The following is a 23241-nucleotide window of genomic DNA, read 5'->3' on the forward strand; positions in this document are numbered from 1 at the left end:
GTCAATGTCGGTGCAGGCGCAGCTCTATAGCGGTTCTGCCAACGTGTGCATGCCTTATTTTTCATCAGCGCGCGTCAGCACGCGGTCAATGATGCCGTATTCCATTGCTTTTTGCGCGGTCATAAAGTTGTCGCGGTCCGTATCGCGCTCGATCACTTCGATCGGCTGGCCGGTGTTTTCCGATAAAATGCGGTTCAATTTGTCGCGCAAGAACAAAATGCGCTTCGCTGCGATTTCGATTTCCGTCGCTTGCCCTTGGGCGCCGCCGAGCGGTTGGTGGATCATGATTTCACTGTTTGGCAAGGCGAACCGTTTCCCTTTCGCACCGGCGGCAAGCAAAAACGCCCCCATGGAAGCGGCCATGCCGATGCAAATTGTCGATACGTCCGGTTTGATGAACTGCATCGTGTCGTAAATCGCCAGGCCAGCTGTGATCGAGCCGCCCGGGCTGTTAATGTAAAGAGAGATGTCTTTTTCCGGGTCTTCCGCCGCCAAAAACAACAGCTGCGACACGATCGAGTTCGCCACTTGGTCGTCGATCGGGCTGCCAAGGAAAATAATGCGGTCTTTCAGCAGCCGTGAATAAATGTCGTACGCCCGCTCCCCGCGGTTCGTCTGTTCGATGACAGTCGGGATTAAATACATGCCAAACGCCTCCTTTTCCATCATAAGGATCTCTATGTACGCCTTAATCATACATGAATGGTCAATGAAGGTCAAACAAAACGCCTTCTCCCATTCATCTATATACATATTCGCGAACAGCGGCGGACATCCCTCTTTTCATCATAACCGCTTTTTCAGTTTTTAAACCACTGTTTCTCCTGCTGCCTTTGTTGGCGATGGCGGCAAAAAGGATAAACATGGCGCGAGGAATAGCTGTCCAATTTTTCCTCTTTTTTATTTCATTTTTCCTCTTGCATTTTGGTGTGATCCTGCTATAATAGAACATGCAACGGAACGAAGCAGCAAAAACAACAGCATATGATGCCCTCGTAGTGTAGTGGATAGCACGAGAGATTCCGGTTCTCTTAGCGTGGGTTCGAATCCTGCCGAGGGCGCTAAGCGTATAGGATCTATCATTTTTCAGTACGACCGCGTTTGCGGTCGTTTTTCGTTTTGATCGCTACATAGGGTCAGAAGAAGGGGGTGTTTTTAGTTCCCTTCGTCCGTTTGCCTGCAGGCAGCCGTCAAAAATTTCTCCTACCTCCTCCCCTTCCCGTCGTGTACAATAAAAAGAAAAGGGGGGCGTGACGATGAGGGCGGAGTTAAGGCAGGAGCAGCGGCTGCAGTTGTCGCTGACGAAAGAACTCGTGCAGGCGATTGAATTGCTGCAGTATTCCGCGATGGATTTGGAAGCGTTTTTATATGAGCGGTCGTTGGAAAACCCGTTTTTGGAAATTCGCCGCAGCCGGGTGCGGCAGCGGGCTCATCGGGCCGAACGGGATCAAAAGCAGTGGCTGGAGAACATCGGGGCCCGGCAGGAGACGCTCGTTGGCCATTTGCTTTCTCAGCTGCCTTCGCTCAAGCTGGCCGACCGGGATGAGCGCATCGTTCGCTGTCTCATCGCTTCGCTTGATGAGGACGGCTATTTGCGTGTCCCGCTCATTGAGCTGGCGGCGCAATTTTCTGCGTCGGAACGGGAGATGGAGCGGGGGCTGCGCCTCGTTCAGTCGCTCGACCCGCCGGGAGTTGGGGCGCGTGATTTGGCCGAGTGCCTTCGTTTGCAGCTGGAGCGCCTTCCGGAGCGCGACGAGCTGGCGGAAAGGATCGTCCGCTACCATTTTGTCCCCTTTGCGGAAAAGTCGTGGAAAACGCTGGCCAAGCAGCTTGGCGTCGGCCTTGGCGAGCTGCAGCGCGTCTTTGAGCTCATTCGCTCGCTCGAGCCGCGGCCGGGCATTCACTATTCGAGCGACAAGCCGCCTTTGGTGGTGCCGGATGTGATCGTCGCCAGGGGGGCGGATGGGGACTGGATGGTCGTTTACAATGATGACATCTATCCGGAGCTTGGTTGGAACCGGGGGTACGAGCAGCGCATTGCCGCATCCGGCGACCGGCAGGCCGAACAGTTTATCAAAGAAAAATACCGGCAGTTTGCGTGGCTTGCGAAAAGCCTTGAACAGCGCAAGCAGACGCTGCTTCAGCTAATGGCGGTCATCGTGGAACGCCAGCGCCCGTGCTTGGAATTCGGGCTTTCCGCGCTCAAACCGATGACGATGCGCGAGGTGGCCGAGGAACTGGGGGTGCACGAATCGACGGTGAGCCGTGCGGTGCGCCATAAATATGCGCAAACGCCGTTCGGCACGATCGAACTGCGCCGCTTTTTTTCGAGCGCGGCTACCGCCGATGCGACAGATGAGGCCGCTTCGTCGACTCAAGTGAAAGCGATCATCCAAGAGTTGATCGCAGCCGAAGATCCGCAGGCGCCGCTTTCCGACCAGCAGCTCGCCGATTTGCTTCACGAGCGGCACGGCATCGCCATCTCGCGGCGAACGGTGGCGAAATACCGCGAGCAGCTGCGCATTCCGTCCTCGGCGAAGCGGAAGCAATACACGAATTTGTAAATCATGCATAAGATGGAAGAGAGGAAGAAACTGATGCACATCCGTTTGTATACAAAAACGAACTGCCCGCTTTGTGAAAAAGCCAAGGCGGTGTTGATGGAGCTGCAGGCGGACGTTCCGTTTACGATCGAAGAGTTGGATATTTATGAAGATGATGCGCTGCTTGAAAAATACCAGTTGATGATTCCGGTGGTGGAACTCAACGGCGAAGAAATCGGTTACGGGATGATTGAAAAAGAAACGGTGAGAAAGCGGTTGCGGCAGGCGCAAAAAAGTTGAACACCACCTTTCCTCCTGCTATAATGAAAATGGCGCGGGAGGAATTTTTTATCGACTGGCGGGACATAATATGTCACACCGGGACGTATGATGTCCCTGAGTTCGATCGGGGAGAAAGGGCCGATGCAACCGTTATTAGAGGCACAAAAAAAATTATTGCCTGACTTGCTTGACGTTATGCAAAAACGATATCAAATTTTGCATTCCATTTCACTTATGGCGCCGATCGGGAGGCGGGCGCTGGCGGCGAGCCTCGGCATGAGCGAGCGGGTGCTTCGATCGGAAACCGAGTTTTTGAAAGGGCAAAACTTGCTTTCCGCCGATGTGTCAGGCATGCGGTTAACAGAGGAAGGGCAGGCGCTGCTTCACACGCTTAATGACTTGATGCGGGAAGCGCTTGGGCTCAAGGAATTGGAAACGGCGCTGAAACAGCAGTTGAACGTGGCCCGCGTGGTGGTGGTCGCCGGGGATAGCGACCGTTCTCCTTGGGTAAAAAAAGAAATGGGAAGAGCGTGTGTCGCCTGCATGAAAGAGCATCTCCGGCCTGGAGATATTGTCGCTGTAGCTGGCGGAACGACGATGGCAGCGGTCGCAGAGATGATGACACCGGATGCGAAGCTGCATGATGTGCTGTTCGTGCCGGCGCGCGGCGGGCTTGGTGAAGATGTTGAAAACCAAGCGAACACGATTTGCGCCAAAATGGCGGAAAAAGCGTCCGGACGTTATCGGTTGCTGCATGTGCCTGACCAGCTGAGCGGTGAGGCATACGCATCGCTCATTGAAGAACCGGCGGTGAAAGAAGTGCTTGAGCTCATTCAGTCGTGCCGCATGGTCGTCCATGGCATCGGCGAAGCGGTGACGATGGCGAAACGGCGGAAGACGCCGCCTGCGGAGATGGAAAACATCATCGCCCGCCATGCGGTCGCGGAAGCGTTTGGTTATTATTTCAACGAACATGGCGATGTCGTTCACAAAGTGAAAACGGTCGGCATTCAGCTTGAAAACCTCCCGCATGTTGAACATGTCATCGCCGTCGCTGGAGGCGCCTCGAAGGCGAAAGCCATTCGGGCGTACATAAAGCGGGCGCCGCATTCGCTCTTGGTGACGGACGAAGGCGCCGCCAAAGCGTTAGTAGGGGAGTAACGTCCCTTGCCGATACAATTATCCATTGCAAGGAGGAAAACACGATGACAGTAAAAATTGGGATTAACGGATTTGGCCGCATCGGGCGCAACGTGTTCCGCGCGGCGTTGAAAAACCCGAACATCGAAGTGGTGGCGGTCAACGATCTAACCGATGCCAACACGCTTGCGCATTTGCTGAAATACGACTCTGTCCATGGCCAGCTTGATGCCGAAGTGTCGGTCAATGGCAACAACTTGGTCGTCAACGGCAAAGAAATTATCGTCAAAGCGGAACGCGACCCAGCGCAATTAGCATGGAACGAGATTGGCGTTGAGATCGTCGTCGAATCGACTGGCCGCTTCACGAAACGTGAAGACGCCGCGAAACATTTGGAAGCTGGCGCGAAAAAAGTCATTATTTCCGCTCCTGCAACGAACGAAGACATTACGATCGTCATGGGGGTCAACCAAGACAAATACGATCCGAAAAACCATCATGTGATCTCGAACGCTTCGTGCACGACGAACTGCTTGGCGCCGTTTGCGAAAGTGCTGCACGAAAAATTCGGCATCGTTCGCGGCATGATGACGACCGTTCACTCGTATACGAACGACCAACAAATTTTGGACTTGCCGCATAAAGATTTGCGCCGGGCCCGCGCTGCGGCAGAATCGATCATCCCGACGACAACGGGCGCAGCCAAAGCTGTCGCACTCGTTCTGCCGGAACTGAAAGGCAAATTAAACGGCATGGCGATGCGCGTACCGACGCCGAACGTATCGGTCGTTGACTTGGTCGCTGAACTGGAAAAAGAAGTGACGGTCGAAGAAGTGAACGCGGCGTTGAAAGCGGCCGCGGAAGGTGAGTTAAAAGGCATTTTAGCTTACAACGAAGAGCCGCTCGTCTCGCGCGACTACAACGGCAACCCGGCGTCGTCGACGATCGACGCGCTGTCGACGATGGTGCTCGAAGGCAAAATGGTGAAAGTCGTTTCGTGGTATGACAACGAAACGGGTTATTCGCACCGCGTTGTCGATTTGGCTGCCTACATTGCTTCCAAAGGACTATAAGGCCAGCTTGGCATTGAGTTTTCCATTCATTCAAGTCTATAATAGGAAAATGGAGGGGAGCGGGGAAATGATCCCCACTCCTTTTCCTTTGCCAAAACTGTGACCAAAGGGGGCCAGAACGATGAACAAGAAGACGATCCGCGACGTTGAGGTGAGAGGGAAGCGCGTCTTTTGCCGCGTCGATTTTAACGTGCCGATGGAAGCGGGCGCGATTACTGATGACACGCGCATTCGCGCGGCGCTGCCGACGATTGCGTATTTGATCGAACATGGGGCGAAAGTCATTTTAGCGAGCCACCTCGGACGCCCGAAAGGAAAAGTCGTCGAGGAGCTTCGTCTCGATGCAGTCGCTAAACGGCTTGGCGAATTGCTTGGGCGCCCGGTCGTGAAAACGGACGAAGCGGTCGGCGATGAAGTGAAGGCAGCGGTCGCTAACTTACATGAAGGCGATGTGCTCTTGCTCGAGAACGTCCGTTTTTACCCTGGCGAAGAGAAAAACGATCCGGAACTTGCCCGGGCGTTTGCGGAACTGGCCGACCTGTACGTAAATGATGCGTTTGGCGCCGCCCACCGCGCTCACGCGTCAACGGAAGGGATCGCCCATCACTTGCCAGCGGTTGCTGGGTTTTTAATGGAAAAAGAAATTGAAGTGCTCGGCAAGGCGCTCTCGAATCCGGATCGCCCGTTTACGGCCATCATCGGCGGCGCGAAAGTGAAAGACAAAATCGGCGTCATCGACAACTTGCTCGATAAAGTCGACAACTTGATCATCGGCGGCGGGCTGGCGTATACGTTTGTGAAAGCGCTCGGCCATGACGTCGGCAAGTCGCTGCTTGAAGAAGATAAAATCGAGCTCGCGAAATCGTTTATGGAAAAAGCGAAAGAAAAAGGCGTCCGTTTTTACATGCCGGTTGACGTTGTCGTCGCGGATCGGTTCGCCAACGACGCCAATACGAAAGTCGTGCCGATTGACGCGATTCCAAGCGATTGGGAGGCGCTTGACATCGGTCCGCAAACGCGGGAATTGTACCGCGATGTCATTCGCCAGTCCAAGCTTGTCGTTTGGAACGGCCCGATGGGCGTCTTTGAAATGGAGACGTTCGCCCATGGGACGAGAACAGTCGCCGAAGCGCTCGCTGAAGCTGCGGATACATACTCAGTGATCGGCGGCGGGGACTCGGCTGCGGCAGTTGAAAAATTCGGCTTGGCGGACAAAATGGACCATATTTCCACGGGCGGCGGCGCCTCGCTTGAGTTTATGGAAGGCAAGCAGCTGCCAGGGGTCGTGGCGTTAAACGACAAATGACCGATCGCGCCCAATGGGGCGAATGGCGGCGGACGCCGCTTAGCGAAAGGAAAGGTGAACGATGAGAAAACCGATCATTGCAGGCAACTGGAAAATGCATAAAACGTTGGCGGAAGCCGTTCAGTTTGTCGAGGAAGTGAAAGGGCTTGTACCGCCGAGAGCGGAAGTCGATTCCGTCATTTGTGCGCCGTTTTTGTTTTTGGAGCGGTTAGTGCAAAATACAAACGGCACCGATTTGCAAATCGGGGCGCAAAACATGCATTTTGCCGACCAAGGGGCGTACACCGGCGAAGTGAGCCCGGTCATGCTCAAAGACCTCGGCGTTACGTATGTCATCCTCGGCCATTCCGAGCGCCGGCAAATGTTTGCCGAGACGGATGAGACGGTGAACAAAAAAGTGTTGGCCGCTTTCACCCGCGGTCTTGTGCCGATCATTTGCTGCGGAGAGACGCTCGAAGAACGGGAAGCCGGGCAGACGAATGCCGTCGTCGCTTCACAAGTGGAAAAAGCGCTCGCGGGATTGACGCCGGACCAAGTGAAGGCAGCGGTTATCGCATACGAGCCGATTTGGGCGATCGGCACGGGCAAATCGTCAACCGCTGAAGACGCGAATGAGGTTTGCGGCCATATTCGTTCGGTCGTGTCCCGCCTGTTCGGCAGCGATGCGGCAGAAGCGATCCGCATCCAATACGGCGGCAGCGTCAAGCCGGACAACATCCGCGATTTTCTGGCTCAAGAGCATATTGACGGCGCGTTAGTCGGCGGCGCGAGCCTCGAGCCGGCTTCGTTCCTGCAGCTCGTGGAGGCGGGGCGCCATGAGTAAAAAACCGGTTGCCCTCATCATTTTGGACGGGTTTGCGCTGCGCGAGGAAACGTACGGCAATGCGGTCGCCCAAGCGAAGAAGCCGAACTTTGACCGCTATTGGAACGAGTATCCGCATGCGACATTGAAAGCGTGCGGCGAGGCGGTCGGGCTGCCGGAAGGGCAAATGGGCAACTCGGAAGTCGGACACTTGAACATCGGGGCCGGCCGCATTGTCTACCAAAGCTTGACGCGGGTGAACATCGCCATTCGCGAAGGCGAGTTTGACCGCAATGAAACGTTTTTGGCGGCGATGAACCATGTGAAAGAGCATGGGACGAGCTTGCATTTGTTTGGCTTGCTTTCCGACGGTGGGGTGCACAGCCATATTCATCATTTGTACGCCCTTCTGCGTTTAGCGGCGAAAGAAGGCGTGAAGCGCGTGTACATCCACGGCTTTTTGGACGGCCGCGACGTCGGCCCGCAAACGGCGCCGCAATACATCAAAGAACTGCAGGAAAAAATCAAGGAATATGGCGTCGGCGAAATCGCGACGTTATCGGGCCGCTACTACTCGATGGACCGCGACAAGCGGTGGGACCGCGTGGAAAAAGCGTATCAGGCGATGGTGTACGGCGAAGGCCCGACGTACCGCGATCCGCTCGAGTGCATTGAAGATTCGTACAAGCATGGCATTTACGACGAATTCGTCCTGCCGTCGGTCATCGTCCGTGAAGACGGCCGGCCGGTGGCGACGATTCAAGACAACGACGCGATCATTTTTTACAACTTCCGCCCCGATCGGGCGATCCAAATTTCGAACACGTTCACGAACGAAGATTTCCGTGAGTTTGATCGCGGCCCGAGGCATCCAAAAAATTTGTTTTTTGTCTGCTTGACGCATTTCAGTGAAACGGTGAAAGGGTACGTGGCGTTCAAGCCGACGAACCTCGACAACACGCTTGGCGAAGTGTTGTCGCAGCACGGCTTGCGCCAATTGCGCATCGCCGAGACGGAAAAATATCCGCACGTGACGTTTTTCATGAGCGGCGGCCGTGAAGAGAAGTTTCCGGGCGAAGACCGGATTTTGATCAACTCGCCGAAAGTGGCAACGTACGACTTAAAGCCGGAAATGAGCGCGTATGAAGTGACGGACGCGCTGCTTAAGGAAATTGAAGCCGATAAATATGACGCGATTATTTTGAACTACGCCAACCCGGATATGGTCGGCCATTCGGGCAAGCTCGAACCGACGATCAAAGCGGTGGAAGCCGTTGACGAGTGCCTCGGCAAAGTGGTCGATGCCATTTTGGCCAAAGGCGGCATCGCGATCATCACCGCCGACCACGGCAACGCCGATGAAGTGTTGACGCCAGATGGCAAGCCGCAAACGGCCCACACGACGAATCCGGTGCCGGTGATTGTCACTAAACATGGCATCGAGCTGCGCAAAGACGGCATTTTAGGCGATTTGGCGCCGACGATGCTCGATTTGCTTGGCTTGCCGCAGCCGAAAGAAATGACCGGAAACACGTTAATCTTGAAATAACAACCATCAAAAAGGAGAGTGTCGATATGTCTGCGATTATTGATGTGTATGCGCGTGAAGTGCTCGACTCGCGCGGCAACCCAACCGTAGAAGTAGAAGTATACACGGAAGACGGCGGCTTCGGCCGGGCGCTCGTGCCAAGCGGCGCCTCAACCGGGGAATATGAAGCCGTTGAACTGCGTGACGGCGACAAAAACCGCTACCTCGGCAAAGGGGTATTAAAAGCGGTGGAGAACGTCAACGAAGTGATCGCACCGGAGATCATCGGCTTAGAAGTCACCGACCAAGTGGCGATCGACCGCGCGTTGATTGAACTTGACGGCACGGAAAACAAAGGGAAACTTGGCGCGAACGCCATTTTAGGCGTGTCGCTCGCCGTCGCCCGCGCGGCAGCGGACGAACTCGGCCTGCCGCTGTACCAATACTTGGGCGGCTTTAACGCCAAAACGCTGCCGGTGCCAATGATGAACATTTTAAACGGCGGCGCGCATGCGGACAACAACGTTGACATTCAAGAATTCATGATCATGCCGGTCGGTGCGGAAAGCTTCCGCGAAGCGCTGCGCATGGGCGCGGAAATTTTCCACAGCTTAAAAGCGGTGCTAAAAGCAAAAGGCTACAACACGGCAGTCGGTGACGAAGGCGGCTTCGCCCCGAACTTGAAATCGAACGAAGAAGCGCTGCAAACGATCATCGAAGCGATCGAAAAAGCCGGCTACAAACCGGGCGAACAAGTGATGCTCGCGATGGACGTCGCGTCGTCCGAGCTGTACAACAAAGAAGACGGCAAATACCACCTCGAAGGCGAAGGCGTCGTCAAAACGTCGGAAGAAATGGTCGCTTGGTATGAGGAGCTCGTCTCGAAATATCCGATCATCTCGATCGAAGACGGGCTCGATGAAAACGACTGGGAAGGCCATAAACTGCTCACCGAGCGGCTCGGCCGCAAAGTGCAGCTCGTCGGCGACGATTTGTTTGTGACGAACACGAAAAAATTGGCCGAAGGCATTGAAAAAGGCGTCGGCAACTCGATCTTAATTAAAGTCAACCAAATCGGCACGCTGACGGAAACGTTCGATGCCATCGAAATGGCGAAACGCGCCGGCTACACGGCGGTCATCTCGCACCGCTCCGGCGAAACGGAAGACAGCACGATCGCCGACATCGCGGTGGCGACAAACGCCGGCCAAATCAAAACCGGAGCGCCGTCGCGCACGGACCGCGTCGCGAAATACAACCAATTGCTTCGCATTGAGGACGAGCTCGGCCACACGGCTATTTACCAAGGCATTCGTTCGTTTTACAATTTGAAAAAATAACCGCTAACGGAATCATGACAGGCACCTTTCGGCTGTTTGCCAAGAAAGGTGCTTTTTCTTTGTTTTGGCTGTTGAGTATGTAGTTATTTCATGATGGCCGAAAAACAGAGGTGACAAGCTTTTTTCCAGCGGTTAAAACTCAGGGAAAAACCGTGAGGGATAAACTTTTGGCAATAGCAAACGAATGAGAGCGGGGCGGGTTTTTATAGTTATCTTTAAGGATTTAAATAAAGGACTGTAGATGAGCAATTTCCATTACAATATTTTCCGTTAACAAAGAGATCAACCTACAGTTTATCTTAATTAGGCGAGAAGACTCTCACTTCAACGAAGCGAAGCGGAGTAAGTGGGAGATGAATCGCCTTAACTATATTTTGCTGAAAATAGGATAGATTCAGTAAAATATAGTATCATATAGTTAGATGGGAGGTGAAAACATGTATTTTTGTATCAAACAACAGCTAAATGGTTTGACCAAAGAAGAATACTTGACTCTTCGAGAACTCAATGGCGCATTAAACATCTTAAAGAAAAGTAAAGCTGTAGACCTGAGTGTCTTATGCTCTAGCGGCGAAGTGGACACGCCTCAAAGAATAAGGATTGCTTGAAGCAGTCAAACTTCTTTGGAAGCCCCCACTTCAAATTTTCGCTAGAAAATTAAGTGGGGGTAGTTCACTAGGAAGAGTGAATAGTATTATGATGGCGATTTCAATGCTATCAACGCCAGTAGCCCAGTTTATTTTTGGGGTCAGTGTTGATTATTTCAATATAAAATATCTTTTCTTCATTGCAGGTGCTTTGGGTATAGTTACTAGTTTATGTTCGTTATTAATTAATGAGAGAAAAGGTGCGCCAAGAGAAACTGTAATGGTGCTGACGGTTTCGGCCGCGGTGATCTTTGCTTTTCGGCATGGGGCCTCTCTTTTTTAAGCGGCATGAGCCCCTCTCATGCGGGCGCAAAACGATGGACGTGGGAGGGGTGGTGGTTTATAATATTTCTTGAATCATTTGAATATTCAGGAGGTAGGGGGATGGAGCGAACCGTTGTTGAAACAAGGTACGGACGGTTGCGTGGGGAAATGAATGAAGGCGTTTTCATTTGGAAGGGAATTCCGTACGCGAAAGCGCCGGTCGGTGAGCGCCGGTTTTTGCCGCCGGAGCCGCCTGAGGCATGGGATGGGGTGCGGGAGGCGACATCGTTCGGGCCGGTTGTCATGCAGCCGTCGGATCCGATTTTCAGCGGATTGCTCGGGCGGATGAGCGAGCCGCCGAGCGAGGATGGGCTGTACCTGAACATTTGGTCGCCCGCGGCTGATGGGAAGAAGCGCCCGGTGTTGTTTTGGATTCACGGCGGCGCCTTTTTGTTTGGTTCGGGCTCGTCGCCGTGGTATGATGGCGCGGCGTTTGCGAAACGCGGTGATGTCGTTGTCGTGACGATCAACTACCGGATGAATGTGTTCGGCTTTTTGCATCTCGGTGATGCGTTTGGTGAAGCGTACGCCCAAGCGGGCAATCTCGGCATTTTGGATCAAGTGGCGGCATTGCGCTGGGTGAAGGAGAACATTGCGGCGTTTGGCGGCGATCCGGACAACATCACGATTTTCGGCGAATCGGCCGGAGCGGCGAGCGTTGGCGTGCTGTTGTCGCTTCCGGAGGCCAGCGGACTGTTTCGGCGCGCCATTTTGCAAAGCGGGTCGGGTTCGCTTCTTCTTCGTTCATCGGAGACAGCGATGGTCATGACCGAGCGTATTCTCGAGCGCGCCGGCGTCCGTCTAGGCGACCGTGATCGGCTGTTGTCGATTCCAGCCAACGAACTGTTGCAGGCGGCGATGTCGCTTGGCCCAGGAATCACGTATGGCCCGGTGATTGACGGACATGTGCTGCGCCGCCATCCGATCGAAGCGCTCCGCGATGGGGCGGCCAGCGGTGTTCCGATCTTGATTGGCGTGACGAAAGACGAGTACCATTTATTTACGTTGACCGATCCGTCTTGGACAAAGCTTGGCGAAAAAGAACTGCTTGACCGGATCAACCGTGAAGTCGGGCCGATTCCGGATGCGGCAATCCGCTATTACAAGGAAACGGCGGATGCGTCAGCGCCCGCCTGGCAAACGTGGCTTCGTATCATGACGTACCGCGTTTTTGTCGAGGGGATGCTGCGGACGGCGGACGCCCAAGCGGCGCAAGGGGCGGATGTGTACATGTACCGCTTTGACTATGAGACGCCGGTGTTCGGCGGCCAGCTGAAAGCATGCCACGCGCTCGAGCTGCCGTTTGTGTTTCACAATCTCCATCAGCCGGGCGTCGCGAATTTCGTCGGCAACCGGCCGGAGCGCGAGGCGATCGCCAATGAAATGCATTACGCTTGGCTCTCGCTTGCCCGCACCGGAGACCCGAACGGTGCTCACTTGCCGGAAGCATGGCCGGCGTATACGAGCGAGCGCAAGGCGGCCTTTGTCTTTTCGGCCGCCAGCCATGTCGAGGACGACCCGTTCGGCCGCGAGCGGGAAGCGTGGATGACGCGCGCATAAGGAAAAAGGAACGGCCAACCGCCGTTCCTTTGTTATTCGTTTGCTCCCGGTGAAGGAAGCCCGAACTGTTCCGCCAGCGCCGGGTCGCGGTCGATCGCCTCAAGCAGCTTCCGCATGACGTTGACGTCAAACGTAAAGTTCGCCCCGATCGGCGACGTGACGAAAATTTTCCCTTCCTTCGCCTCCCGCGCCCGTTTGAATTGATAGCCGTCAATCGCGATGACGACTCGTTCGTCTGGTCTTGCCATTGGAGTCCCTCCCGTCGTTGCCGATTTGCTTTCATTGTAACTCATTTCGGCTGCGGACGACAATGATCATACCGCGCCCGAGGCATGGAGCGTCAAGCAGATGGAGGACGAAGCGTTCCCCCATCTATGCAAAGGGGTAGGGGCGAAGAATTTTTTTGGCCCCTGCTCTTCGATTCAGCTGTCTTGCAAAGACAGGAAACGCAGTCTTTCCTTCAACACCGTTCCATTCTTCCGTTGCCACCAGGCCGATCAAGTCAGATACGTTGCGATTTTTGCCAAGCATTCGTCAATGATTTCATCGATTTCCTCCATTTCAGCATCTTCCGGATTTAAAAAAAGTGAATCTATGCCTTTCGGCGTGTTGAGACAGGCTCGCCAGTTGCCGCCAACGGCGATCTATGGTATAGTAAAACTATTGCAACGTAGGTCGTTGGAGGTGTCAAGCATGCATGCCTTGCTTGTGACGCTGCTTGTGATTGTGTCGATTGCGCTGATCGTCGTTGTGTTGCTGCAGTCAGGCCGAAGCGCCGGGCTGTCGGGAGCGATTACCGGCGGTGCCGAGCAGCTGTTTGGCAAACAGAAAGCGCGCGGGCTCGATGCCGTGTTTCAGCGCGTAACGGTCGTGTTGGCCATTTTGTTTTTCGTATTGACGATTCTCGTCACATATGTCCAACCATCATAAGCGAAAAGCGGGGGCGGTCCTGATAAGAAACGGGCTGCCTTTTCTATTTCATCCAGAGAGGAAGGAGAACGATGATGAAAATTGTTCCGCCAAAACCGTTTTTCTTTGAAGCTGGGGAGCGCGCCGTTTTGCTTTTGCACGGGTTCACCGGCAACTCCGCAGATGTCCGGATGCTCGGACGCTTTCTCGAATCAAAAGGCTACACGTGCCATGCGCCGATTTACAAAGGGCACGGCGTGCCGCCGGAAGAGCTCGTCCATACCGGTCCGGACGATTGGTGGCAAGATGTGATGAACGGGTATCAGTTTTTGAAAAACAAAGGCTACGAAAACATCGCGGTCGCCGGGTTGTCGCTTGGAGGCGTATTTTCCTTAAAATTAGGTTACACTGTACCTATAGAAGGCATTGTGACGATGTGCGCACCGATGTATATCAAAAGCGAAGAAACGATGTATGAAGGTGTGCTCGAGTATGCGCGCGAATACAAAAAACGGGAAGGAAAATCGGCAGAACAAATTGAACAGGAAATGGAGCAGTTCAAACAAACGCCGATGAACACATTGAAAGCGTTGCAAGAGCTTATTGCTGATGTGCGCGGCCACCTTGATTTGATTTACGCGCCGACGTTTGTCGTTCAGGCGCGCCATGACGAAATGATCAACCCAGACAGCGCCAACATCATTTACAACGAAATTGAATCGCCGATCAAGCAAATCAAATGGTATGAACAATCCGGCCATGTCATTACGCTTGATGAAGAAAAAGACCAGCTGCATGAAGATATTTATGCGTTTCTTGAGTCGTTAGATTGGTAACGGCGGAAAGGAGGAGATGGCTGATGGATCACGCATTGGCCGAACGAATTTTAACGTTTATGCGCGATGAGGCGTACAAGCCGCTCACCGTGGAAGAACTCGAAGAAGCGTTTGGCATTACGGATGCTGAGGAATTTAAAACGTTCGTCAAAACGCTCGTCGCCATGGAAGAGGAAGGGCTCGTCGTCCGGACGCGCAGCAACCGCTACGGTGTGCCTGAGCGGATGAACCTCGTGCGCGGCAAAGTGACGGGCCATGCGAAAGGATTTGCCTTCGTCACGCCGGAAGAGCCGGGAATGGATGATATTTTCATCCCGCCGTCCGAATTGAAAAACGCCATGCACGGCGACACGGTGCTTGTTCGCGTTCAGGCCGACTCCGCCGGAGCGCGCCGCGAGGGGACGATCGTCCGCATTTTGGAGCGCGGGGTGAAAGAAGTCGTCGGTACATACACGGAAAGCAAATATTTCGGCTTTGTCATCCCCGATGACAAACGGATCGTCAACGACATTTTCATCCCGAAAAACGCGGCAAACGGAGCGGTCGAAGGGCATAAAGTCGTCGTCCGGCTCACATCATACCCACAAGGGCGAATGAGCGCTGAAGGGGAAGTCGTCCAAATTCTCGGCCATAAAAACGACCCGGGCGTCGATATTTTATCGGTCATCTATAAGCACGGTTTGCCGCTGCAGTTTCCGGATGACGTCATCGAGCACGCCAACCGTGTTCCGGACGTCATTACGGAAAAAGATTTGGAGGGGCGCCGTGACTTGCGCGGCGAGATGATCGTCACAATTGACGGGGAAGATGCGAAAGACTTGGACGATGCGGTGACCGTGACAAAACTTGAGAACGGCAACTATAAACTTGGCGTCCATATTGCCGATGTGAGCCATTATGTCGAGGAAGGCTCGCCGATTGACCGCGAAGCGTATGAGCGCGGCACGAGCGTCTATTTGGTCGACCGCGTCATTCCGATGATTCCGCACCGGCTGTCGAACGGCATTTGCTCGCTCAACCCGAAAGTCGACCGGTTGACGCTGTCGTGTGAAATGGAAATCACCCCGCAAGGCGAAGTCGTCCGCCATGAAATTTTCCAAAGTGTCATCCGCACCGTCGAGCGGATGACGTATTCCGACGTCAATAAAATTTTGGTCGATAAAGACGAGGCGTTGCGTGAAACATACGCGCCGCTCGTGCCGATGTTTGAGCTGATGGCCGAGCTCGCCGACATTTTGCGGACGAAACGGATGAAGCGGGGGGCCATCGATTTCGATTTTAAAGAGGCGAAAGTGCTCGTTGATGAAAACGGCAAACCGTACGATGTCGTCTTGCGCGAGCGGTCGGTCGCCGAGCGGCTCATCGAAGAGTTTATGTTGGCGGCAAACGAAACGGTCGCCGAGCATTTCCATTGGCTGAACGTGCCGTTTATGTACCGCGTTCACGAAGACCCGAAACCGGAAAAACTGCAACGCTTTTTGGAGTTCATTACGAACTTCGGCTACGTCGTCAAAGGAACGGGCAACCAAATCCACCCGCGCGCCTTGCAGCAAATTCTCGAAGCAGTGCGCGGCGAACCGGAAGAAATGGTCATTTCGACCGTCATGCTCCGGTCGATGAAGCAGGCCCGCTATGACGCGGAAAGCCTCGGCCATTATGGGCTGTCGACCGAGTTTTACACCCATTTTACGTCGCCGATCCGCCGCTATCCGGACTTGATCGTCCACCGGTTGATCCGGACGTATCTCATCAACGGGCAGATGGATGCTGACACCCAGCAAAAATGGGCGGAAAAGCTGCCCGATATCGCCGAACACGCGTCCAACATGGAGCGGCGCGCCGTCGAGGCCGAGCGGGAAACCGATGATTTGAAGAAAACGGAGTTTATGGAAGACAAAATCGGGATGGAATTTGACGGCATCATCAGCTCGGTGACGAACTTCGGCTTGTTCGTCGAACTCCCGAACACGATCGAAGGCTTGGTGCACGTCAGCTATTTAACGGACGATTATTACCGCTACGACGAGCGCAGCTACGCGATGATCGGCGAGCGGACGGGGAAAATGTACCGCATCGGCGATGAGATTACCGTCCGCGTCATCAACGTCAACAAAGACGAGCGGATCGTCGACTTTGAAGTCGTCGGCATGAAAGGACGCCGCCCGTCGAAAGCGAAAGCCGCTCCGGTCGTCATCGAAGGGAAAAAGCAAAAGAAAGCAAAAGCAGAAGCGAAAAAGAATCACAACACGAATCGCGGCGCCAAAGCAAAAAAGAAGAAAAAGAAAAAACGGTAAGGGAAAGCCGAGCAGGCGGCTTTTCCTTCTTTTTCGTTTTTGGTACAATAAAAGCGCTACGATGAGGAGGAGGACGTGTATGCCAAAAGGGGAAGGAAAAGTGATCGCGCAAAACAAAAAAGCGCGCCATGATTATTTTATTGAAGAAACGTATGAAGCGGGTCTCGTTTTGCAAGGGACGGAAATTAAATCGATCCGCAACGGGCGCGTCAACTTAAAAGATTCGTTCGCCAAAGTGGAAAAAGGGGAAGTATTTCTCCATAATATGCATATCAGCCCGTATGAACAAGGCAACCGCTACAACCATGATCCGCTGCGGACGCGCAAGCTCCTCCTGCACCGCCGTGAAATCAACAAGCTGATCGGCTACACGAAAGAGCAAGGGTATACGCTCGTGCCGCTGAAATTGTACATCAAAAACGGCTTCGCCAAAGTGGAGCTTGGCGTCGCCAAAGGGAAGAAAAAATACGACAAACGGGAAGACATGAAACGGAAAGAAGCGCAGCGCGAAATCGAGCGGGTGTTCCGCGAGCGGCAAAAGCTGTAGGGAGCAAGCGACGTATAAAAAAGTCAAAACCGATGTTTCTCAAGTGGGGAAGCCTTGAAACATCGGCTCTTCTTTCCTAGCGAATTCCATCCTTTTGGAAAAAACCATTGGTTTTCACCGACGTTGAAAACATTCCCATTGAAAATGCGCAAAACCATGGTATAATAAAAAGTGCAACAGCCAGTTATCCATGGCTTAAGCTGTTCCGATCTCTTCGCACCGCGGGGACGATCCGGATTCGACAGGGGTAGGTCGAGCTTAAGCGGCGAGCCGAGGGGGACGTCCTCGTAAAAACGTCACCTAAAGATAACTGGCAAACAAAACTACGCTTTAGCTGCTTAATTGCTGCAGCTAGCTCCTCCCGCCATCGCTCGCGTGGCGTTCGAGGGGCTCATATGAAGCGGGCTACGCCCAAATCCGCCGCCTGAGGATGAGGGAAGAGACGAACCAGGCTAGCCGCCGGGAGGCCTGTCGGTAGGCGGAACGGACGGCGAAGCGAAATATACCGACTACGCTCGTAGATGCTTAAGTGGCGATGCCTCTGGACGTGGGTTCGACTCCCACCGTCTCCATTTCCAACATCCGAACGGTTCGGATGCGAAATCGTGAAACCCTTGATGCGACCGTGTTTGCGGTCGTTTTTGCTTTTACAAGAATCCGAAAGAAGCCAGCGAATGGGCGAAAATTTTGCGCGGATTTTGCACCGTGTTTTTTGCCTTGCATTGTATACAAGTTCGACAGTGACCAAGTAAACAAAATGCCTCTCATCCCTTGAGGCCAAAGGGACGAGAGGCATTTGGGCATTCTTCCGGCGTGTATCTAGGCGCGAGGATGGATGCCTACAATCTTCGGAGGCGGCCTCAACTCTAGCGCCGCCAAGAGCTGCACTTGTCTATTCTAACCAAGGAATCGAGTCCATGTCGCTTTTTTGGTTCGGCTGTAAATTTATGTTAGCGAATTTGCTCATCTACAGTAAGTAATACGGTATCGTTTTAAAAACAGATCCATGATGCCAATACTAGCATCATGGATACTCATTACTTAGAGAAATGGACGAGCCATTCCATATATTCCAACTACAACACATAATAATCCGCCAACAAAATACAAAATTTTAATAAGCCAAAAATTAAAAGATATAGGCAATGGGGTTATATATTTAAGACGACTAAAAGTTTTGCTATGAAAAAATCTTTGTCGTGTTGTGTAAAAAAACATCCAAATCCCAAAAATTCCAACTGAAAAATTAAATATAGACCAGTAAAAATCCTCCTCCATTAAATTCTACTCCTTTATTTCATTATATTTTATAACCATTTTTTATATTTTTCAGGTTCATCACCAAAAGATGTACTTGCACCTGTCATGAAAGTATGTTAGCTGTTTCCAGCCGAACCCGCAGTGCAAAACGCTGGATATTTCGGTATCCGTATCCCCGACGTTTCATCAGCTTGATCTTAGAGTACATGCGAATTTCCCTCCATGGTTTGGTTTGGTCACCTTTACCATACAGGAAAATTCGCATTTTTTGTACCCTCTATGCACACCTACCTTAAATGATCAAGTACAACTTGTGGTGAAGAGCCATTTTTCATATATTTTTTTTACATAAGGCTTAGCAGTTGCCCATAAAATTCCTACATTGTTACTGTAGATGAGCAATTTTCATTACAACATTTTCCATTAACAAAGAGACAAACAGGGTACCCCTTAGGCGACATGGAGCTGTTTTTTGACAACATCAATGGCAATATCTTGCTTCGCCGCGTTGTAAATGAACTCAATCAGGCTATGTCCTTTCCGAGTCCGAAGAAGGTCCAGCCCGGCAGAGATGTCTTTGTTGGGATTCCGCTATGCTGTACACGCAAGCCAACAAAACGGTCACCCCATACCGTTTCACCGCCCGAATGTGACGAACGCGGTATCCATCCAGCTTCAGTTGCTCTTTCGCCTGCCAGAAAAAGCATTCGATCGTCCAACGCTGGGCATCGTAACGCAAGATCTCTTCATCGCCTAGCTCCCGATCGGTGCTCAAGACGACATGGAAATGTTCCAGCGTCATCGGCTGATCCGACTTCCAAGACAGCAGCACCAATACGTCATCGAGGCCATGGATCGCCCCCTCATAGCGATACACGCGGTAACGCTCCTGACCCACCGTGACGAGGCGGGTGTCTTTTGGCTCGATATGGCGGGCAAACGACTTGGCTTGGACCCCGATGCCTTTCGGGTAGAGAATCCGGTTCGTCTTGAGCATCGCGATGACATGGAATCCCTGTTTCAGGCAGGCTTCGATGAGTTCCTGGACGGATACCATGAATCCATAAGCACATACACCGGACGAGCCCGTTTTCCTTTGAGCGAGGAAAGCATCTCGATCGCCAGGTCCATTTTGCTTGTTTCCGCCTTCTTGTCATACAAGCGGAACGCGAACGGAAACGCTTGCGTGAAGGTGTGCACCATCAGCCAAATGAGCGAATGCCCCCAGACCATTTGATGATCTTTATGGGAGTAATGCCAATCACATCCTTGAATGACGTGCGTGGCCCGTGACGAAGGCTTCGTTTTTTGGCAAATCGTATCATCAATTGAAAGGAAAAGGGGCTGATTCGTCCGTTTGGCTAGGCGTTCGATCTGGCGAAGAACCCACTCTTGAAGCTTCTCAAGCAGCCTTTCCTCGTTCCAAGGGCTTTTCGTGAAAAAGTGGCTGAGCGTGGTTCGATGATTCGGATGAAAACTCCAGTGATGGACATCGGTCAACGTTCCCGAAAATCTCTTGGTAGTCAAGGCATCGACAAGGTGAACGAGATGCTTCCAAACCGGTTTGGAGATATGCAAGGCCAACCCCAACATCATGAAAAACTTGTGGATTCCTTGATGATACGCTAATCTATTCATAAAACATGAACCTCCTTGTGGGTAGTTGGTGGCACATCTATTCTAACCAAGGAGTCTGGTTCATGTCTCCTTTTTTGTTTGATTGTAAATTTATGTTAGCTAATTTACTCATCTACAGTCAATATGTTATTTTAGGCGATTTTTCGATTTCTACTGCTGGATGGCGAATCTGCTGGCCCCCCTAATTACATCTATATAGTATCATCAGCTAGAATTCTAAAAACAGTAAATATATGAATCCAATTACAATACCTAATCCCAACAAAAATAAAAATATCCTTCTAATTATAGGAGGGAAAAGTTTATAAATCATCATAAGAAAAAAGTCAGAAACATCTGTTGGTGTTCCAGAGGAAGACTCTTTAATTTTTACATTAGATCCAAAAATAGATAGCCATATTAAAGACAACCCTATTAAAATAAAAATGATTGACATCAAGGTTAATTCCATTTTTTACACCATCCTTATGGCTAATTTATTTAAATCTAAAAATTTCAATCAAGGGGCATTTCAACCATTTTTAACTTAATCATAATATGGCACATTAAATTATTAGTTCATTAAATCAAATTCCACTTTGCGAACTAAGTGTGTTTCCTAAAAATTAAATATTCCGTTTTCTGAATTCAATTTACCTTCAAAGCACTTCTTTTTCTCAATCAAGAGATAGATCTACAAAAGTTCATGTGCTGGATGAGAAACTGACTATACCCGAACGCTTCTTTGTTACTCACACTTTACAAAATCACATTATAGTGTGTATAAAACATTCCTTCCCAAAATCATGGCAATATAAATTTAAAGATTATTATTTCCCTTGTACGTCAGCCAATCACTTTAATTTGGAATTTAACCTCCAAATTAGATGTATCCGTTTTACATGGAGTAGCGGACATGTTTGGTTCAATGCCTAGCAAAACAAGGATTAGTGCTCGCACCTTTCCCTAGAACACATGTCCGCAGTGGCTCCATATTAAGCAACCGAATGTTTTTTTCTGTAAACAGAAGGGAGGAAATTTGCATAATTCCGCAGATTTTTGCTGGATGAACGTGCAAAAATCCGTTTGGATTTGCAAAAAAATGACCATTCTATTCCGAATTAACTTGATAATTTACAATAATACCCGAATTTAATACCTAAATATTAGATTTGGAACTACCAAGCTCGTATAGAATATAGATTTTTTTGTCCAGTTATATCCTTTGGTTATTTTTTTAAATGCAGATTTTGAAAGCTTTTTTGCTAAATAGTTAACAACTTTTTCTGCTGCCTTAGTTAATATGATATTAGAAAGAACCGGGAATAGATACCAAGTCAAAACTTGTTTTATTACATAACTGGCGGCTAAACCTGCACCAAAGCCTATACCTGTACTTATTAAAAATCCAGGAGTTAAATTAATTGTTACAGATATTTCTTGCCAACCTATATTTACCTTAATATAACTATTGAACCCTAAATCAAGTCGCTTTGAGTAGTGACCATTTGGATCAATAGAATTAACAGGGTTATTTTTCGTATACGCATACTGATTCAAACTTTGCGGCTCATTTTCAAACCCATGGAACGTATCTCTTGTAATAAACCGTCCCATATTCGCCTCATAATACCGCGCCATTAGGTAGTATAGCCCGGTTTCCTCATCGTAATAATAGCCGGCATAACGGTATGGGTTCGCTGTTGCCAGCGCACCGGTTTTGGACAGAATGTTACCCCATGCGTCATACTCGTATTGGGCGACGACATTTCCGCTTGCATCCGTCAATGCAACGACATCTCCATGACCGTTCAAATGATAGTAGTAAGTGGCTCCGGCTTTCGTCATCGTGACCGGGCGGCCCAATGCGTCCCACGTATATTCCGCTGTGATGTTGTTGTTGGCGTCTGTTTCATACAACAGACGAATCGAGTCGCCATCGTAGTGATAGTAAGTCGTACCGCTTGATGTTGTTTTGCTGATGCGTCTTCCTTGATGGTCATACGTATAGGTTGCGATCGTAGTGCCCGATGCGTTTTTTACTTGAATGAGACGGTTTTCGTCATCATACACAAACGTTTTGTTGCCGTTGTTCGTTAAATTCCCGTTCACGTCATATGTGTATGCCTGTCCGTTAACGGCTGTTAGTTGGTCGGCGGCGTCATACGTGTATGTTGTGGTAATCGTCGTCGTTCCATTGTTTACGATTTTCTTCGTACGGTTCCCGACAGCATTGTATTCGTTCCATGGGAGAGGACATGTACAGATACCAATTCTAAAAATATTCTAGTAAGTTGTTCTCTAAAACGTACCCGTTCTCCCAAGTACCAACAAGTAAATATTGGTCATCGTTACTAAATTCAGCAAAACAAGCATATGGAATTTTTTCAATTAATATGGTTTTTAAATCCTCATATCTCAAGATAATTACACTTTCATTATAAGTCACTACAATAAACCTACCATCATTTGATTGATGAAGGTATTGGAAATATCCAATGTGTTCCATAGGAGAATCATTGTCAATGATGTGTCCTCTCTTCAAAATCTTTTTAAAGTCTGAGTCTACTAAGATTATTTCATAACCGTTTACCAAGATGTAGACGTCATGAATGGAGTCGAAAATGACAGAGTCCCAAATTAAAATTTCCGGGTGACTTTTTAACTCAATTGACTGCTTGTTAATTGGTTCCTTAACTTTAACAATTTTATTCTCTCTATAACCCGTTTCGTTATTTACATAACTTAATGTAAATAAATGATAATTTCTATTTTTGAGGAATTGATTATAGTAAATAAGTGTAATGGCGTTTTTAAATTCTGTGAGTATCGTGTATTCCCCTGAATGAATGTTAATAGTTCCAATTTGTTGCCCATCATTGGTTTCTAGAACAGAAAGAATCATTAAATTATCTTGGGTAAAATTAGTATCTCCTTCAACCAACTTAAAAGATTTTTTCGATTGGATCTTTTTTACCAACTGGAAGTTCGCAGTGTTATAAACATATATAGTACCTGTAGTGCTTTTAATTAATAAATATTTATTGTTTTCAGAGAACCTCATATCACTTGGATAATTAGGTTTGTTTAATTCAATAATTTTTTCCCAAGTCGTTAAATCATAAACAATCGTCTTACTATCCATATTATGACATAAAAATTTATTATCTCCTGACAGTCTTATACGGTAAGAAGTTTTTAGTTTTTTTATTAGATTCATTTGAAACATGTTT

The 23241-nt window shown here is 50.3% G+C and carries 20 protein-coding genes, 1 tRNA gene, 1 other RNA gene and 2 pseudogenes; 17 read left to right on the forward strand and 7 right to left on the reverse strand.

Annotated features, from left to right (window positions below; genetic code table 11):
- Nucleotides 1-54: 54 nt before the first annotated feature.
- Nucleotides 55-645 (reverse strand): ATP-dependent Clp endopeptidase proteolytic subunit ClpP, encoded by a 591-nt coding sequence (gene clpP, locus B9L21_RS00730; protein ID WP_063167270.1) that lies wholly within the window; start codon nt 643-645, stop codon nt 55-57.
- A gap of 344 nt (nt 646-989) precedes the next feature.
- Here clpP and B9L21_RS00735 point away from each other — a divergent pair.
- The 12 genes from B9L21_RS00735 (at nt 990) to B9L21_RS00785 (ending at nt 12545) form a co-directional block, all read left to right on the forward strand.
- Nucleotides 990-1061: transfer RNA gene (locus B9L21_RS00735), tRNA-Arg, on the forward strand.
- A gap of 195 nt (nt 1062-1256) precedes the next feature.
- A complete protein-coding gene (gene rpoN, locus B9L21_RS00740) occupies nt 1257-2564 on the forward strand; it encodes an RNA polymerase factor sigma-54 (protein ID WP_063164791.1) in 1308 nt (435 codons plus the stop codon).
- A gap of 33 nt (nt 2565-2597) precedes the next feature.
- A complete protein-coding gene (locus B9L21_RS00745) occupies nt 2598-2843 on the forward strand; it encodes a glutaredoxin family protein (RefSeq protein WP_063164792.1) in 246 nt (81 codons plus the stop codon).
- Nucleotides 2844-2966: 123 nt separating this feature from the next.
- A complete protein-coding gene (locus B9L21_RS00750) occupies nt 2967-3986 on the forward strand; it encodes a sugar-binding transcriptional regulator (protein ID WP_063164793.1) in 1020 nt (339 codons plus the stop codon).
- Nucleotides 3987-4030: 44 nt separating this feature from the next.
- Nucleotides 4031-5038 (forward strand): type I glyceraldehyde-3-phosphate dehydrogenase, encoded by a 1008-nt coding sequence (gene gap / locus B9L21_RS00755; RefSeq protein ID WP_063164794.1) that lies wholly within the window; start codon nt 4031-4033, stop codon nt 5036-5038.
- A 121-nt stretch (nt 5039-5159) separates the two neighbouring features.
- Nucleotides 5160-6344, forward strand: coding sequence for a phosphoglycerate kinase (locus tag B9L21_RS00760; protein WP_063164795.1), 1185 nt, complete (start codon nt 5160-5162; stop codon nt 6342-6344).
- 61 nt (nt 6345-6405) lie between these two features.
- On the forward strand, nt 6406-7167 hold the full coding sequence (gene tpiA / locus B9L21_RS00765) for a triose-phosphate isomerase (protein WP_063164796.1): 762 nt from the start codon (nt 6406-6408) through the stop codon (nt 7165-7167).
- On the forward strand, nt 7160-8695 hold the full coding sequence (gene gpmI, locus B9L21_RS00770) for a 2,3-bisphosphoglycerate-independent phosphoglycerate mutase (protein ID WP_063164797.1): 1536 nt from the start codon (nt 7160-7162) through the stop codon (nt 8693-8695). The genes tpiA and gpmI overlap by 8 nt, the downstream gene beginning before the upstream one ends.
- Before the next feature lie 26 nt (nt 8696-8721).
- Nucleotides 8722-10014: a phosphopyruvate hydratase gene (gene eno / locus B9L21_RS00775; protein ID WP_033021489.1), complete on the forward strand. Its 1293-nt coding sequence runs from the start codon at nt 8722-8724 to the stop codon at nt 10012-10014.
- Between the two features lie 437 nt (nt 10015-10451).
- Nucleotides 10452-10622: a hypothetical protein gene (locus B9L21_RS17815; protein WP_225995609.1), complete on the forward strand. Its 171-nt coding sequence runs from the start codon at nt 10452-10454 to the stop codon at nt 10620-10622.
- A gap of 88 nt (nt 10623-10710) precedes the next feature.
- Nucleotides 10711-10944 (forward strand): hypothetical protein, encoded by a 234-nt coding sequence (locus B9L21_RS00780; RefSeq protein WP_063164799.1) that lies wholly within the window; start codon nt 10711-10713, stop codon nt 10942-10944.
- A gap of 101 nt (nt 10945-11045) precedes the next feature.
- Nucleotides 11046-12545, forward strand: coding sequence for a carboxylesterase/lipase family protein (locus B9L21_RS00785; RefSeq protein WP_063164800.1), 1500 nt, complete (start codon nt 11046-11048; stop codon nt 12543-12545).
- A 32-nt stretch (nt 12546-12577) separates the two neighbouring features.
- On the opposite strand, the gene B9L21_RS00790 is transcribed toward B9L21_RS00785, so the two are convergent.
- A complete protein-coding gene (locus B9L21_RS00790; RefSeq protein ID WP_031407171.1) occupies nt 12578-12793 on the reverse strand; it encodes a hypothetical protein in 216 nt (71 codons plus the stop codon).
- 445 nt (nt 12794-13238) lie between these two features.
- Here B9L21_RS00790 and secG point away from each other — a divergent pair, with 445 nt between their 5' ends.
- The 5 genes from secG to ssrA all read left to right on the forward strand — a co-directional run bounded on the left by secG (nt 13239) and on the right by ssrA (nt 17706).
- On the forward strand, nt 13239-13475 hold the full coding sequence (secG, locus tag B9L21_RS00795) for a preprotein translocase subunit SecG (protein WP_063164801.1): 237 nt from the start codon (nt 13239-13241) through the stop codon (nt 13473-13475).
- Nucleotides 13476-13549: 74 nt separating this feature from the next.
- Nucleotides 13550-14290, forward strand: a complete 741-nt coding sequence (gene estA, locus B9L21_RS00800) for a carboxylesterase (protein WP_063164802.1) — start codon at nt 13550-13552, stop codon at nt 14288-14290.
- Nucleotides 14291-14313: 23 nt separating this feature from the next.
- Nucleotides 14314-16584, forward strand: a complete 2271-nt coding sequence (rnr, locus tag B9L21_RS00805; protein ID WP_063164803.1) for a ribonuclease R — start codon at nt 14314-14316, stop codon at nt 16582-16584.
- 79 nt (nt 16585-16663) lie between these two features.
- The gene (gene smpB, locus B9L21_RS00810) at nt 16664-17131 is read left to right on the forward strand and encodes an SsrA-binding protein SmpB (RefSeq protein ID WP_063164804.1); all 468 of its coding nucleotides are present in this window, start codon (nt 16664-16666) and stop codon (nt 17129-17131) included.
- 223 nt (nt 17132-17354) lie between these two features.
- Nucleotides 17355-17706, forward strand: a transfer-messenger RNA (tmRNA) gene (ssrA, locus tag B9L21_RS00815).
- Between the two features lie 788 nt (nt 17707-18494).
- On the opposite strand, the pseudogene B9L21_RS17820 reads toward ssrA, so the two are convergent.
- The 5 genes and pseudogenes from B9L21_RS17820 to B9L21_RS00835 all read right to left on the reverse strand — a co-directional run.
- Nucleotides 18495-18593 (reverse strand): annotated as a pseudogene (locus B9L21_RS17820) (transposase); the annotation flags it as partial.
- 248 nt (nt 18594-18841) lie between these two features.
- Nucleotides 18842-20029, reverse strand: a pseudogene (locus tag B9L21_RS00825) (IS701 family transposase).
- Between the two features lie 208 nt (nt 20030-20237).
- Nucleotides 20238-20480, reverse strand: coding sequence for a hypothetical protein (locus B9L21_RS17180; protein ID WP_043968622.1), 243 nt, complete (start codon nt 20478-20480; stop codon nt 20238-20240).
- Between the two features lie 680 nt (nt 20481-21160).
- Entirely contained in the window at nt 21161-22120 is a 960-nt protein-coding gene (locus B9L21_RS17825) for an RHS repeat domain-containing protein (protein ID WP_063164806.1), read from the reverse strand.
- A gap of 163 nt (nt 22121-22283) precedes the next feature.
- Complete coding sequence (locus B9L21_RS00835) at nt 22284-23237, reverse strand: hypothetical protein (RefSeq protein ID WP_006324175.1); 954 nt, start codon at nt 23235-23237, stop codon at nt 22284-22286.
- Nucleotides 23238-23241: the final 4 nt, after the last annotated feature.

The sequence above is a fragment of the Geobacillus uzenensis genome (assembly GCF_002217665.1).
In the GTDB taxonomy this organism is placed as follows: domain Bacteria; phylum Bacillota; class Bacilli; order Bacillales; family Anoxybacillaceae; genus Geobacillus; species Geobacillus subterraneus.